The 15,353-nt window shown below is 34.5% G+C and carries 7 protein-coding genes and 1 riboswitch; of the genes, 5 read left to right on the plus strand and 2 right to left on the minus strand.

The window, feature by feature from the left end; all coding sequences use genetic code 11:
• Positions 1 to 67: 67 nt before the first annotated feature.
• Positions 68 to 2,875: an alpha/beta hydrolase family protein gene (locus C6368_RS09720; protein ID WP_107039008.1), complete on the minus strand. Its 2,808-nt coding sequence runs from the start codon at positions 2,873 to 2,875 to the stop codon at positions 68 to 70.
• 139 nt (positions 2,876 to 3,014) lie between these two features.
• On the opposite strand from C6368_RS09720, the gene C6368_RS09725 reads away from it, so the two are divergent.
• Entirely contained in the window at positions 3,015 to 4,862 is a 1,848-nt protein-coding gene (locus C6368_RS09725; protein WP_107039009.1) for a T9SS type A sorting domain-containing protein, read from the plus strand.
• A 787-nt stretch (positions 4,863 to 5,649) separates the two neighbouring features.
• Here the strand turns inward: C6368_RS09725 and C6368_RS09730 are convergent.
• Positions 5,650 to 5,991 (minus strand): hypothetical protein, encoded by a 342-nt coding sequence (locus C6368_RS09730; RefSeq protein WP_107039010.1) that lies wholly within the window; start codon positions 5,989 to 5,991, stop codon positions 5,650 to 5,652.
• Positions 5,992 to 6,199: 208 nt separating this feature from the next.
• Between C6368_RS09730 and C6368_RS09735 the strand changes: the two genes are divergently transcribed.
• The 4 genes from C6368_RS09735 (at position 6,200) to C6368_RS09750 (ending at position 15,268) form a co-directional block, all read left to right on the plus strand.
• Positions 6,200 to 8,998 (plus strand): CocE/NonD family hydrolase, encoded by a 2,799-nt coding sequence (locus C6368_RS09735; RefSeq protein ID WP_107039011.1) that lies wholly within the window; start codon positions 6,200 to 6,202, stop codon positions 8,996 to 8,998.
• 128 nt (positions 8,999 to 9,126) lie between these two features.
• Positions 9,127 to 9,234, plus strand: a riboswitch (SAM riboswitch).
• Between the two features lie 131 nt (positions 9,235 to 9,365).
• Entirely contained in the window at positions 9,366 to 10,370 is a 1,005-nt protein-coding gene (locus C6368_RS09740) for a homocysteine S-methyltransferase family protein (RefSeq protein ID WP_107039012.1), read from the plus strand.
• 111 nt (positions 10,371 to 10,481) lie between these two features.
• The gene (metH, locus tag C6368_RS09745) at positions 10,482 to 13,187 is read left to right on the plus strand and encodes a methionine synthase (RefSeq protein ID WP_262494873.1); all 2,706 of its coding nucleotides are present in this window, start codon (positions 10,482 to 10,484) and stop codon (positions 13,185 to 13,187) included.
• Between the two features lie 401 nt (positions 13,188 to 13,588).
• Positions 13,589 to 15,268, plus strand: coding sequence for an AAA family ATPase (locus C6368_RS09750; RefSeq protein WP_107039014.1), 1,680 nt, complete (start codon positions 13,589 to 13,591; stop codon positions 15,266 to 15,268).
• The last annotated feature ends 85 nt before the right edge of the window (positions 15,269 to 15,353 follow it).

The raw sequence follows: 15,353 nt of genomic DNA on the forward strand, positions 1-15,353 counted from the left end.
TAAATTCGAGTAAGTACTAAATTATCAATAAAGGAAATGCTCAGTATTTTCAATTCGTAATTCGTAATTATTTTAATTCGTAATTGTTTAGTCCATATTTCTTCCCTTTTTCCAAAGCAGGAACACCAATCTCTAACCACTCTGGAGCTGGTTTCCCTTGTAAATAATGATCAAAGAATTGGCGCATTCTGATGCTTAAATCCACACGATTTGCGTTTTTCATCAAATTGTGTTCATCACCATTATAGTTCAATAACCAAACAGGTTTATTCAATCTTTTCATTCCATTAAACATTTCAATTCCCTGATACCATGGAACTGCTCCATCATTGTCATTGTGCATAATCAACAATGGTGTCTCGATCTTTGGAATTCCAAACAACGGTGAATTTTCGATATACAAATCTAAAGAATCCCAAATAGTTTGACCAATTCTACTTTGCGTGTGTTCGTATTGGAAGGCACGACTGTAACCACTCCCCCAACGAATTCCTCCATACGCAGAAACCATATTACTTACTGGAGCTCCTGCCATTGCAGCGGCGTATCTTTCTGTCATTGTAATTAATTGTGCCGTTTGATAACCTCCCCAAGATTGACCTTGAAGCCCCATTCTTGTGCTGTCAACATTTGGATATAACTCAAGAACCTTATCCGTTCCGCTCATAATACTATTGTACGCACCTCTTGCTGGGTGACCAGGTTCGTAACGAATGTCCGGCATAAAAACCAAATATCCCGCTGAAGCATATTCTGTTGCGAAAATTATTGAAGCAGTTGGTCTTGGAATGTAATGCGTGTTCTTTTTGTCGCTATACATTTCATAAAAATAAACCATTAATGGATAAGATTTCGTGGAGTCAAAATTTTCTGGTTTATAAAGCAGTCCATTTAATTCTTCACCATTATATGAATTCCATTTTACTTGCTCTACCGTTGTCCAGTTGTATTCATTTTGTTGCGGATTTGTTTCAGAAATTTTCTTAGGTTTTTCAATTTTTGTATTGGTCAAATACACTTCTGGATAATCTACAACATCCATTTGACGAAATATTACAGCATCACCATTTTCCGCTTTTTTAAACGACATTAGTTTATGATCCGTTTCATACCATAAAACTAAATGCGGACTCAATCGATCATCTACAAAAGTATAGATACTTTCATTTCTTGAATCTTGATTTACTCCCAGAATATAGGTTTCTTCTAAATCCAAATAAGTACTATCATAATCTAATCTTACGAATCTATAAACTGAGTTTAGTTTTTTTCCTTCATGATTAGTAATTCCTTTTAATTCGAAAGTTGAAAAATTATAAGTCCAAATATCAAATTCAGAATACAAAATTATTTCATCGTTACTCACGTAACCAGGAGAACCTTCCGGATTTGCTTCAAATGGCATTCCATTGATGTCACTTTTCCAATTAATTGAATCTTTGGTGAAACAAGTCATACATTTTTCTTCATTTTTATCTAAATCAATAAAGTAATAGTTGTTTTCTTTGCTATTAAAATAAGTGAAATGATTTCCGTTTGGACTTAATCCTGAAACATAATTCATATTCTCCTTTATTAGTTCTGTTTCTCCGGTTTTGGTATTTACCGCATAGTAATCGTTTGGCCATGGATATCTCCAATTGTTGGCATAAGCATATCTTTCGTTAGAAACTCCTAATCCGAAATCACTATTTCCTTGATTCAGGATTCTAACATACAAAGTATCTGATTCTAACTGAGTCAAGGTATTTTCATTTAAATGAATAACTGACAAAAGGCTTTTTCCTTGGTCCCTTTTCAATTCTTTGAGTTGCTGAGGTTGCAAACGTTTGTTTTTATAGTGCCATATATCCAGTACAGCTTTTTCACTATCTAACAAGGAGTCTTCTTCCTCCTCAATTGGCAGATCTTTTAATCCAAAGTAGATTTTTGATTCATCCAACGAAAAGTATATCCTTCCTTTAGACGCAGGAGTTAAACCTAATGGTAGATCAGACCTGTCATTACCAACTAAAATTTTTGGAAGGTCGCTGTTAATATTCCACTGATAAATATCATATGTTCTTAATTCTTCAGAAGTATCAGTTGATGCCATGAAAACAAATTCGTTTCCTTTATCGCTGAAAGAGTAATTTCCCAGATCTGCAAATTCAGTTAAGAGCTTCTTCCCTTTACCACTCTTCAGATCAAATAAATGTACATTAGACAATGTCGTTTTCTCCTTTTTAAATTCCTTCACAAAAAACAAGTGAGTTCCTTGGTCATTAAATTTAAAATCTGTCACATTTTCAAATTTTTCACGCTCTCCAGTTTCAGCATTAAGAATAAATAATGTATTTCCTTCTTCGTTGGTAATCGTTTTCGACTTTTTACTAAATAATCCACGTTTTTTCTTTCGAACATTAGCATCACTTTTAACTAAAGTATAGGCCAAAAAATCACCCATAGGTGCTATAGAATAATCAATAAGGTTAGATAACTTGACCAAACTATCTTGATTCATGTAATATATTCCTAAAGTATCTTTCACCCATTTTTTCTTATTTACTTTTTCTAGTTTTAAGGAACGTAAGGTATCGTACCCTGCTGGAATTTTAAAAGCTATTAGTTTTTCGTTATGACTAAATGTGGCATTTTGCCCTTTTGCTATTTCTACATAACTATCTTCCTTCACATTGTAGACAGTTAATTTTCCATCTCCTCTATGTGGATTGGTTTCATAAGACATAAAATTCCCAAAAGATGAGATGGTTTGATTTCTTAAAGATTTCCATGAATCATAGACTGTGTGGTCTATAATTTTTTTTTGAGCAAGTAAGGTATTGACGCTAAAAAAGAGAAGTAGTGAAATGATAACTTTTTGAAACAAGGTCATAAAAATTTAAAATTTGTTAAAACAATTGACTTAAATATATTTTTTGGTAGAAATATACATTTTTTAACTTACTAAGCATTATTACACAGTAAACTTTATAAAATATTTATTATGTTTGCTGAAATTAAAAGATAATATTATGAAAAAGATTTACTTCTTAGGGTTGATTTTAGGGACGGCGTCTCTATCTTTCGCTCAAAGCACACACTCTGTGTTAAATAAAAAAGTGGCTACAAATCACAAGGTAATTACAAATCCTACAGCATTTACAACTAAAGCTCCTGGAGTTGCAGTTTGGCAAGACAATTTTGACGACCCAACTACTTGGACAATGGACAATGCAGGTCAAACAGCTCCAAACACAGGTTGGACAATTGACCCTACTTATGATGGATGGTATAGTGGTGGTGCACCAGTTGCTGCTCCAGGTGGAGGAAACTTCGCTGAGTTAGGAAACGGTGTTTCTTCATCAGCAGCTACAGCACAAATGGTAACTTACACAATGACAACTGCATCTCCGATTGACGTTGTTGCTGCTGGAGGTTCTCAGGATATCGTTTTAGAGTTTTTACAATATGGAGCTTTATTTAATGATGTTCAAGAGTTTCAAATTTCAACTGATGGAACAACTTTCACAACAGTTGGAGATAACTCAAATTTTGACCCATTAACATCTACAGGTGGTAGTGCTTATGACAACCCAACTCAAGTAAGAGTTAACTTATCGCAGTATCTTTCTGCAACTCCAACTCAAGTTTGGATTAGATTTTCTTGGACTTCAAGATTCCCTACAGAAACTGCAAATGGAGCATGGATTACTTACGGATGGATGATTGACAATGTTGCTTTAGTAACTCTTCCAGATAATGACATTTCTACTAGTGAATCATACTTTGGATCAAATGGTGTTGCATACTACCAAATTCCTCAAGCTCAAATAGCTCCTATCGACTTTACAGTTAATGTAACTAACGAAGGAACTTCTGATCAGACAGGTGTTGCTTTACTTGCTACTGAAGCAGGTTCTGGTTACAATGGTACTTCTGGTGGTGATCCAGTTTTAGTTGGATCAACAGATTCATTAATCGTTTCTACTTCTTTCACTCCATCAGGACTTGGAAACTACGAAGTTGAATTCGAAATCGAAGCAGATTTAGTTGATGATGTACCAGCAAACAATATGATTCCTTCTTACAAATTTAGAGTAGTAGAAGATTTATATGCTAGAGATTCATCTTCACAAGCTGAAAACGGTGTTCTTTACAACCAATTAAGACAAGACGGTCTTGTTGGAGCAGCTAACATTATCAAAAAATATGCTGTTGCTTATGACGTATATGCTGATGCTGATGTAACTGCAATCGACTTCCAATTCGGTAATCAAATTGAAGATGGTGCACAAGTTGTTGCTGCAATTTATGAGTCTGATTTAGAAACACAAGTTGGAGAAACTGAATTCTATACAGTTTCTGCAGGTGATGAAATGACTTACCACACATTGGCATTCCCAACACCTGTAACTTTGGATGCTAATACAACTTATTATGCAACAGTTGAAATGTTCTCTACAGTAATGTCAATTGCTGCTGCTGGTTCTGCTCCAGCTGGAACATCTATCTTCCAATTAGTTGATGATTCATGGTCAAATCTTGCACCAACGAACCGTACTTTTGTAATTCGTATGAACTTTGATCCATCTGTTGGATTAGAAGACAATGAGTTATCAAACATCAACGTTTCTCAAAACTATCCTAACCCATTTGCTAACGAAACTACTGTTGAGTTCAGCTTGAAAGAAACTGCTGAAGTTTCTTACTCAGTTGTTGATTTAACTGGTAAAGTTGTTGCAGATGTTAACGAAGGAAACACTTTTGCTGGTGAGCATTCAATCACTATCGATGGTTCTTCATTCGCTAATGGAGTTTATTACTTAAACATTACAGCTGGTGAATCTACTGTTACACGTAAAATCGTTGTAAACAAGTAATCATCATCTTAAAGCATACAAAGAAGAGGAGTCGAATGGCTCCTCTTTTTTTTTAACCATTATTTAAGAAAACCTTCTGAAACAATTATACAACTGTGGCGTTATATAGATGTTAGGTTTCATAAGTAGTAGTGTTAAACAATAGAGAAGGCTCCCGCTTTCTCTATTGTTGTTTTTAATGGAATATTTATAATTAAATTTCTATTAACATTCCTTCACAGAACCAAGACAACATATACAAAATTGGTGTGTTATAAAGGCGTAAGGTTTCATAAGTAGTAGTGTTAAACAATAGAGAAGGCTCCCGCTTTCTCTATTGTTGTTTTTAATGGAATTTTTATAATGAAATTTCTTTTTAACACTCCTTCACAGAACCAAGACAACATATACAAAATTGGTGTGTTATAAAGACGTTAGGTTTCATAAGTAGTAGTGTTAAACAATAGAGAAGGCTCCCGCTTTCTCTATTGTTGTTTTTAATGGAATATTTACAATTAAATTTCTATTAACATTCCTTCACAAACTCATTACAACAAAAGAAAATTTCATAAGTTATAATATCAAGTAATAATAGTTAGATTTCATAAGTTTTAGTTAGACTAATTAGGAAGGGGCGAAAGTTCCTTCCTATTTTTATTCCAAAGAGATATCACTTCTAAGATTAATAACTCCAACAATAAAAACCTTATTTTTAGCTAAATAAAAATGTATAGGTTATCCCAACTTTGTATTTATTATACTTGAAAAAATTTTAGAAAATAAGAATTGGTAAGTGTGAAGTTAAAAATTACTCTTCCTTCCTCTTATTAGGAATGATAACCCATACAGCGACCAGTAACGCTCCAACTAAAAGAAGGTACTTAGCATTTGTAATGCCTAAAGAACTTAATGAAAACCCGAAGATTATTGAGAGTATACTGGTGAGCAATAATAGAGCCGACGCATTAAAAGAATCCGATTTCAGCAAATCAATGATATGAATAATTACACCTAGTCCGCCAAATACAAGGGCAATTAAAGGAAAAATTGGATTATTGCTGATTTCTCCAACATCAAATGCAATCAGAATAAAAGGAAGCAACATTGCCAATAAAGCAACTACAATTGAATATGTTCCCCATTTTGTCATAAATCAAAAGTACCATATTTACTGAATTGATACTAGAAAATTTTAATAAGTGCTTTAAAAAAATTGGTTTCACAAAATTTCACCTTAATCAACCAGTGAATTTTCTAAAAAGTTTAAAGAACCAAAATTAACAAGGTAAATTCAAGAGCTTAAATTAAAATTAGCTGACCCTTTGGTTATCATCCACTTATTATCTAATTTCGGTAACATGAAACAACATTACTCTTTCTTGATCATCCTTCTATTTTGTCATTTGAGTATTTATGGTCAATTAATTCCTAATGGAACTATAGATAGCATTGATGAACTATCAAAAAAGGACACTATTTATATTCCAATGAGTGATGGTACTTTATTGGCAACAAGCATTTCGATTCCAGTATTTCAGGACTCTATAATTACAGAATTTTCAATTGGAGGAGCTACTTATCCCATTCAAATTATTCCGAAGAATACCCAATACATTATTTATGATTCGGTGAATATCACACCTCAGAGCTATCAATTACCATTCGTATTTACCCGAACACCTTATGGAAGGTCAGGTGACGATTTAGGAAGCAGCCTTTTCCCATTTATAGGATACGCATATGCAATTCAAGACATGCGAGGAAGATATGAAAGCGAAGGAGTTTATTTCCCAATGTATTCTGACAGTTGGGCCAAAGAACCTTATCACCCTTCCATTTCGATTCCAATGGATGTTACCAATATTACAGATCCAAATCACACTTTAAAGCACCAAGATGGAAGTGAGTCGATCAAATATATTGCGAATCATTTATACCGATATGAGGATGTAAATATGGATGGCATTATTGATTCAATCCCTTATAGCAACGGAAACATCGGAATGTTTGGTGCTTCAGCCTTGGGAAATTCCCAATATCAAGCACTTTCCAATATACCATTCACTGAGAATAACCCTCTGAAATGTATTATGCCTATTGTGGCAACAAATGAACATTATAATACAACATTATTTCACAATGGAGTGTATCGAAATTCTTTAGCAACCGGATGGATAAAAGGACAAATGCTAGACGTCGACAACAGCTTGAATAGTTCAGACGGAAGTGTTTTAAATAATATCCATAGTCCATCTGATTATGGATATCTTGACAATTTAGAATTAGCTAACGATTTAATCGATTGGTATGTATCTGATCATTTAGGAACTTCGCCTTCAGGATCACATCCTACATCAGCACTGCGAGCTGACTTGGACGCATCCTTAGCTCCAATTGATGCAAATGGTTTTTCGAATGCAAACGGAAACAATTCAAGATATAAAAACCTAAATCAACCGGCTTATCACTTGACAGGATGGTGGGATATTTTCATTAATGGTCAGATTGAAACTTATAACAAGACAAAAAAAGAGAATCCTAATTTGAGACAAAAATTAGTTATCGGACCTTGGACACATCAAACAATTGGGACGACAGAAGTTGGTGATATGACTTATCCTGATAATGTAAATAGTATTTTGAATATAGATTTCAACTTTGATCCAGCCGATATTCTTAATGATCCAAATATTATAAATAATCTTTATACTTCGAAAGTATTGAGTTGGTTTAGAACTCATTTAGGAGGTGAACCTTATTTTATTATACCAGAATCTAACCAATGGCAGAGCTTAGGTGTTGACCAAATTCGGATTCCATCAGAAAATTATATCATACCTTATTATGAATTTCTAAATTATTTGGCTGGAGAATCACAATTGGCAGGAATCCCAGTAGAATTAGACAATAATGGAACAATTATTCCCTTTCCTTTTGATCTTCCCATAATTGATTCGGCATTGATTAATCTTTCAGCACCATTGACTCCTCCCGATATGAATTACTTTGATCAAGTAAAAGATATTCGCATGTACATTACAGGCCCAACAAATGATGCAAATAATATAAACGTAGGGAATTATTGGCTTTCAGCTGATTCATTACCATTCAAAAGAGGAATTACTGAAGATTATTTTTACTTCCACCAAAACCAAACCATTGATGGAAACGCTCCAACTGGCCAAGAAGGAACCTTGAGTTATATTGCAGACCCAAACAATCCAATATCTACAATAGGCGGTAACAATATGATTCCAGAAGTTCCAGGTGGTGGGCAAAATTCGCAGGGCTCCATGAATTTAGCTAATCCTTCTTACAATTCTTTGACCATGGATAGACCAGATGTATTGAGTTTTGTGTCTGCTCCTCTGACAGACACAATGACCTATGTTGGTTTTCCGAAAGCCGGAATATATGCAAAAGGTAACACAACAACTCACAATACTACCAAAACTGACTTCGATATCATGGTTAGAATTTTAGATGTATACCCAGATGGACGAGAAATGTTAATCACAGAAGGGGTTGTAAATGCAAAATCTAGAGAATACGCCAAATCAATTGCGCAAAACGACACCAATGAAACAACAATTCTTACCAATATTGACAATGATACTTATTATTTCTTTGAATTTGACCTACTCCCTTTAGGTCACACTTTTGGAAAGAATCACAAATTAAAGTTCTTATTGAGTAGTTCGAATTATCCGAAATATCAAAGTAATGCGCATCTACCAAATGAAGATGGCGAGTTTTTTAGGTGGGATTTAGGGAGTACAGACCTGTATACTTATCAAGGTCAGGATTTAGCCCCTCAAAATGCCGAAATTACTTATGACTTCAATGATAGTCAACCAAGCTACATTATGCTCCCACAACTAGACACTTCTTATTTTGCAGACGTTTCTCAAGAAATAAAAACCTCATCAGCATTGAATATTTATCCAAATCCAGCAAATTCATTTTTAGATGTTATTTGGAATACTCCTATTAACGGTCAAATCAATATTCACAATTTAACCGGGAAAATAGTAATTAAAAAATCAATTACACAAAATCAAAAGCAAGACCTAATTGATGTTCAAAATCTTCTGCCAGGAATTTATTTAGTTAGGATTCCTGAATTGAATTTAACCAAAAAGTTAATGATTAAATAGAATTCTAATTAAAGGATTGTTATGAAATAATACAATTTGATGTATTACATCAAATTATCCGTCCTTCAACTTTTTTGTCTAGGGATTAGTTCTTACATTTGGGAAGTTCTTTTAATGAATGCAAGTAATACTTATAAAGAAAGGTGGAGGGACAGGCCCTACGAAACCTTGGCAACCTTTTAATACGTTAATTCCGGTGCCAATTCCTTCCCCAATAGATTCGGGATTGATAAGTAGAAAACAAAGTCAATTCTGACTTTTTTCTCCTATTTTCTTTTTTTTATTACTCAATCACGTAAGCTTTTCGTCATTATTTTGATTGAAAGGGCAGTTTTTGTATTCATTCTCGAGCATAAAAAAAAACAAAATGAAGAAAAGAGATATACGAGAATTGGTGAAAGAAAGAACATTAGTTCTTGACGGTGCAATGGGAACAATGATTCAACAATACGATCTAGAGGAACAAGATTTTCGTAAAGGGTGGTTTGAAGACCATGAAAAACCTTTGAAGGGAAATAATGATTTATTATCTCTAACTAGACCAGAAATAATCAAGGCAATTCACGGAAAATACTATGCTGCTGGAGCAGATATTTGTGAGACAAATACATTCTCAGGAACTACGGTTGCACAAGCAGATTATGATTTAGAAAGTGCTGTTTACGACATTAATTTTCTGTCCGCTAAATTAGCCAAAGAAGTAGCGGACGAATTCACTCTTAAAGAACCTAATAAACCACGATATGTTGCAGGAGCAATTGGTCCAACCAATAGAACTTGTTCGATTTCTCCAGATGTAAACGACCCTGCTTTTAGAGCAATTACTTTCGATGAATTGGTTGAAGCGTATAGCCAACAAGTTAAAGCACTTATCGAGGGTGGAGTAGATTTATTATTAGTCGAAACTATTTTTGACACCCTAAATGCTAAAGCAGCTCTTTATGCAATTGATGTTGTTCAAGAAGAAATGAAAACTAAATTACCGATTATGATATCAGGTACTATTACTGATGCATCCGGAAGGACTTTAACTGGTCAAACAACAGAAGCTTTTTTGATTTCTATTTCTCACCTCCCCGTATTTAGTGTTGGATTAAATTGCGCTTTGGGTGCAAAAGAACTGAGACAATATTTAAAAATCATGGATGAAAAAGCTCCGTTTTATGTATCAGCGCATCCAAATGCAGGATTACCAAACGAATTTGGTGAATACGAGGAAACACCAGAAATTATGGGCCAACAAATTGAAGAATTCTTAAAAGAAGGGTTAGTCAACATTATTGGTGGTTGTTGTGGAACTACACCCGCTCACATAAGAGTGATTTCAGACCTAGTGAAGAAATACGAGGTGAGGAAAGTGGAGTTAGAATAAGTATCCTCCCCCTCACTCTCCCTCCAAAGGGGGATGTAAAAAGTTCCAATTCAAATTGAAGCTTTATTAAATCTTCATCTTTTGAAGACCAGCATTAAAGATTATTTCCAAATCAACAACATTAGAAAAATGAACAAAAAGAACATACTTCCTCCTTTAAAATTATCAGGATTAGAACCTTTGATAGTTACTCCAGAATCGAACTTTATCAATGTTGGTGAACGAACGAATATGACGGGTTCAAAAAAGTTCTTGCGTTTAATCAAAGAAGATAAATACGAAGAAGCTTTAGAAGTTGCGTTGGATCAAGTTCAAGGTGGAGCACAAATCATTGATGTTAACATGGATGAAGGAATGCTCGATGGGAAGGCTGCAATGATTCGTTTTTTAAATTTAATAGCTTCCGAACCAGATATTGCAAGAGTTCCAATCATGGTTGATTCTTCAAAATGGGAAATTATTGAAGCAGGTTTAAAATGTATTCAAGGAAAAGGTGTTGTGAATTCTATTTCATTGAAAGATGGAGAAGCGCTATTCATTGAAAGAGCTAAGATTGTTCGCAGACTAGGTGCTGCAGTAATCGTAATGGCATTTGATGAAGTTGGTCAAGCAGATAATTACGAACGCAGAATTGAAATTTGTAAACGCTCTTACGACATATTGGTGGACAAGGTTAATTTCCCACCTCAAGACATCATTTTTGACCCAAACATTTTCCCTGTTGCAACGGGAATGGAAGAACATCGAAATAATGCTTTGGACTTTTTTAACGCAACAGAGTGGATTCGAAAAAATCTACCTGGAGCTAGTGTATCAGGAGGAGTTTCAAACGTTTCCTTTTCTTTCCGTGGAAATGATGCCGTCCGTGAAGCTATGCATTCCGCTTTTTTATACCATGCCATTAAACGAGGTATGAATATGGGTATTGTAAACCCTGCTTTATTAGGAGTTTATGATGATATCGACAAAGATTTATTGGAACGTGTTGAAGATGTTTTGTTGAATAAAAGAGACGACGCAACAGAAAGATTACTTGATTTTGCAGAAAATTTCTCAGGAGAAAGAAAAGAGAGAGTTGTGGATTTATCTTGGCGAGAACAACCTGTTCAAGGGAGATTAGCCCATGCTTTAGTAAAAGGAATTACGGAATATATTGATGCGGATACGGAAGAATGTCGACTTCAATACAAACGACCAATAGAAGTAATTGAAGGTCCATTAATGGATGGGATGAACATCGTTGGTGACTTATTTGGAAGTGGTAAAATGTTCTTACCACAAGTGGTAAAATCTGCTCGTGTTATGAAAAAAGCAGTTGCATATTTATTGCCATTCATTGAAGACGATAAACAAGAAGACGACAAACCCAATGGTAAAATCGTGATGGCAACTGTAAAAGGAGACGTTCATGACATCGGAAAAAACATTGTTGGAGTTGTTTTAGGCTGTAATAACTATGATGTAATCGATCTAGGGGTAATGGTTCCTGCTGCAAAAATCATTCAAACAGCAATCGAAGAAAATGCCGATGCCATCGGGTTAAGTGGTTTAATTACACCTTCACTTGACGAAATGGTAACTGTTGCCAAAGAAATGGAACGTGCAAATATTAGCATTCCATTGTTGATTGGTGGCGCGACAACATCTCGTGTACATACAGCCGTTAAAATTGAACAATTTTATACGAAGAATCAAACAGTTCATATTTTAGATGCTTCTCGTTCTGTTACCGCAGTTGAAAGTTTACTCGGAAACAAACGTGATGTTTTTGTAGCAAACATTAAAGAAGAATACAAAAAATTACGTGATCATCATGAGAAGAATAATGCTCGCAAAACGTATATTTCCTTGGAGGAGGCTCGAACAAATAAATTTCCAATTGAATGGAAACAAGAAGATATTAAAACACCGAACCAATTGGGTGTCTATGACTTCCAAGACTACAGCATTGAAGATATTTTAGAATACACAGATTGGACACCTTTCTTCCAAGCTTGGGAATTGGCAGGAAGATATCCAGCAATTTTAGAAGACGAAATAGTTGGGGAAGCCGCAACGAAATTATTTCAGGATGCAAAGGAAATGCTGAAGAAAATCGTAGACGAAAAATGGTTGACAGCCAAAGGAGTTTACGGATTATTTCCAGCCAACTCTATCAACAATGACGATATAGAAATCTACAAAGACGAAAGCAGAACAGAAGTTTTATACACACAACGTTCGATGCGCTCACAATTAAAGAAATCAAAAAAAGCACATAATATTGCATTAGCAGATTTCATCGCACCAAAAGAAAGTGGAATAAAAGATTATATCGGAGGATTTGTTGTGACTTCAGGAATTGGAATAGATGAACACATCAAGCGTTTTAAAGATGACCATGATGATTACAACGCAATTCTATTACAAGCATTGGCTGATCGTTTAGCGGAATCATTTGCGGAATTACTCCATGCTAGAGTTAGAAAGGAATTTTGGGGTTATTCTCCAGATGAAGAATTAGACAATGAATCATTAATCAGAGAAAAATACAAAGGAATTCGACCAGCACCAGGTTACCCTGCTTGTCCAGACCATACCGAAAAGCCAGGATTATTCGAAATTCTAAATGCAACAGAGCACACAACAGTAGAGCTAACAGAGCACATGGCAATGTATCCAACAGCGGCAGTAGCAGGCTGGTATTTTGGCCATCCGGAAGCGAAGTATTTTGGAGTTGGGAGAATCACAAAAGAACAAGTTGAAAGTTTGGCAGAACGCAAGGGAAAAAGCTTTGAAGAAATGGAAAAATGGTTGGGATCTAACTTGAGTTATTAGAAAAATGTTTTAAAAGAATTCCCACTAAAAATGACCATTCTACATAATAGGATGCGTAAAAATGAAAGAATAAGCGTACAATTTATATACTAGGAGTTTACCATAGCAGTAGAAACTCAGCAAACCTAGTATCAAGCATAAATTAAAAAAAGAGACAAAACTATAATAACAACGGAAAAAGTATCAATTTCAACCAGATATTTCCTCATTGAATAATAATAAACACCCCTTACCTCACTTCAAATCACAACATAATTAACCCTTACTTTTATTTATATAAATCAAAAAATAACCCTTACTTTAGTGGGAAAATGTAAAAAAACAACCCTTACTCCTAAAAATAATAGTATATTTGAATTATAGTAGTACCAAAAATAATCCGACTATAAATATAAAAGAATATGTTTTACCGAAGAATGATCAAAGATTTAGAACGATGGCGAACAGATAATTTTCGCAAACCATTAGTTATTCGTGGTGCTCGACAAGTAGGTAAAACAACCTTGGTAGATGAATTTGGAAAACAATTCAAACAATACATACACCTCAATCTCGAATCCGCACAAGACCGTTCATTCTTCGAAAACTTTAGAGACATACATCAATTATTTGCACGAATTCTTTTACACCATCGCATGAAAAAAGAACTCGTTAATGAAACATTACTTTTCATAGATGAAATTCAAGAGATGCCAGAAGCAGTAAATATCTTACGTTACTTTAAAGAAGACTTATCCGAACTAGCAGTGATTTCTGCAGGAAGCATGTTAGAAACATTATTAGGTAAAAACGTGACCTTTCCAGTAGGAAGAGTTGAGTACAAGGTTTTACGTCCCGTTTCATTTGAAGAATATTTATTAGCAATGGGTGAAGATCAATTACTGGAAGAATATACAAAACTACCAATTGAAAGCTACGCACACTCAAGTTTGCTATCATCATTCCATACATACGCCCTAATAGGCGGAATGCCAGAGATAATTCAACATTATCGAAAGAACAAGGACATAACAGCACTCGGTCCGATATACGACAGTTTAATACAATCCTATATTCAAGATGCAGAGAAATATGCTAAATCAGATCACCAACTACAATTGATTAGATTTTGTATACACCAAATCTTTAAAAAAGCAGGAAGCAGAACATCGCTCATCAGTTTCGGAAATTCTAATTACAGTTCCAAAGAAATTGGAGAGGTACTTCGCGCATTAGAAAGAACCTATTTAATGCATATTTTATATCCAGTAACAAGTACCACATTACCCCTTGAACCCGATCAAAAGAAAACACCAAGAATTCAATTTCTGGACAGCGGTTTAATCAACTATTTCTTAGGATTACAAAAAGATATTATAGGCAGTCAAGACCTACACAATGTTTACAAAGGAACATTAATTGAACATTTAACTGGTCAAGAATTACTTGCACAAAAGACCCTCAGTTTAGACAAACTTCACTTTTGGATTCGTCAAAAAAAACAATCTGACGCTGAAATTGATTTCTTACACGTTAACAATGGAAAAATCATCCCCATTGAAGTAAAGTCCGGAGCAAAAGGTACATTAAAATCACTTCAGGTTTTTATGGACAAATCGCCAATTCATTTTGCAATACGGCTTTATGCAGGTCAAACTCAATTAGATGAATTAAAAACTCAGAGTGGGAAGCGTTTTCATTTATTAAGTCTTCCCTATTATCTATCAGGCAAAATAGATAAATACGTAGAATGGCTATTTGATGAATTGGGAGACGAACCCAAAACTCCATTCATTGTTGCAGAAAACATGGAAGAATATGGAAAGAAGAAAAAAGAAATAAAACCATGGACCATTGATGAATTGGGTAAAAAGCACCTTCAAGTTTTAGCTGCCTGTTTGAAAACACCCCGAACAGGACGAGAGCTAATTGAAGAAAAATTAGGATTGAGTTATCAATCAATCAATAAGCGTAAATATCTAAACTCTCTAAAAGATCTGGAATTAATAGAATTTACAGATAAAGAAAATGAAAAAAGTAAAAAACAACGTTATCGAATAACTGAAAAAGGGAGAAGGTTTTTAGAGGCAGAGAGAAGTTAATCTTCATGTTTTAATTTTTAGATTCATTTGAATAAGTTGATGCCTCGAATTTAGAATTAGAACAAGGTAAACCCCTGAAATATTT

Source organism: Brumimicrobium mesophilum (assembly GCF_003025005.1).
Classification (GTDB): Bacteria; Bacteroidota; Bacteroidia; order Flavobacteriales_D; family Crocinitomicaceae; genus Brumimicrobium; species Brumimicrobium mesophilum.

Bases quoted from the DNA above. Each gene is read 5' to 3' on its own strand.
- C6368_RS09750 (WP_107039014.1), top strand. From the start codon at position 13,589: ATGTTTTACCGAAGAATGATCAAAGATTTAGAACGATGGCGAACAGAT.
- C6368_RS09725 (WP_107039009.1), top strand. From the start codon at position 3,015: ATGAAAAAGATTTACTTCTTAGGGTTGATTTTAGGGACGGCGTCTCTA.
- C6368_RS09735 (WP_107039011.1), top strand. From the start codon at position 6,200: ATGAAACAACATTACTCTTTCTTGATCATCCTTCTATTTTGTCATTTG.
- C6368_RS09720 (WP_107039008.1), bottom strand. From the start codon at position 2,875: ATGACCTTGTTTCAAAAAGTTATCATTTCACTACTTCTCTTTTTTAGC.
- C6368_RS09730 (WP_107039010.1), bottom strand. From the start codon at position 5,991: ATGACAAAATGGGGAACATATTCAATTGTAGTTGCTTTATTGGCAATG.
- C6368_RS09740 (WP_107039012.1), top strand. From the start codon at position 9,366: ATGAAGAAAAGAGATATACGAGAATTGGTGAAAGAAAGAACATTAGTT.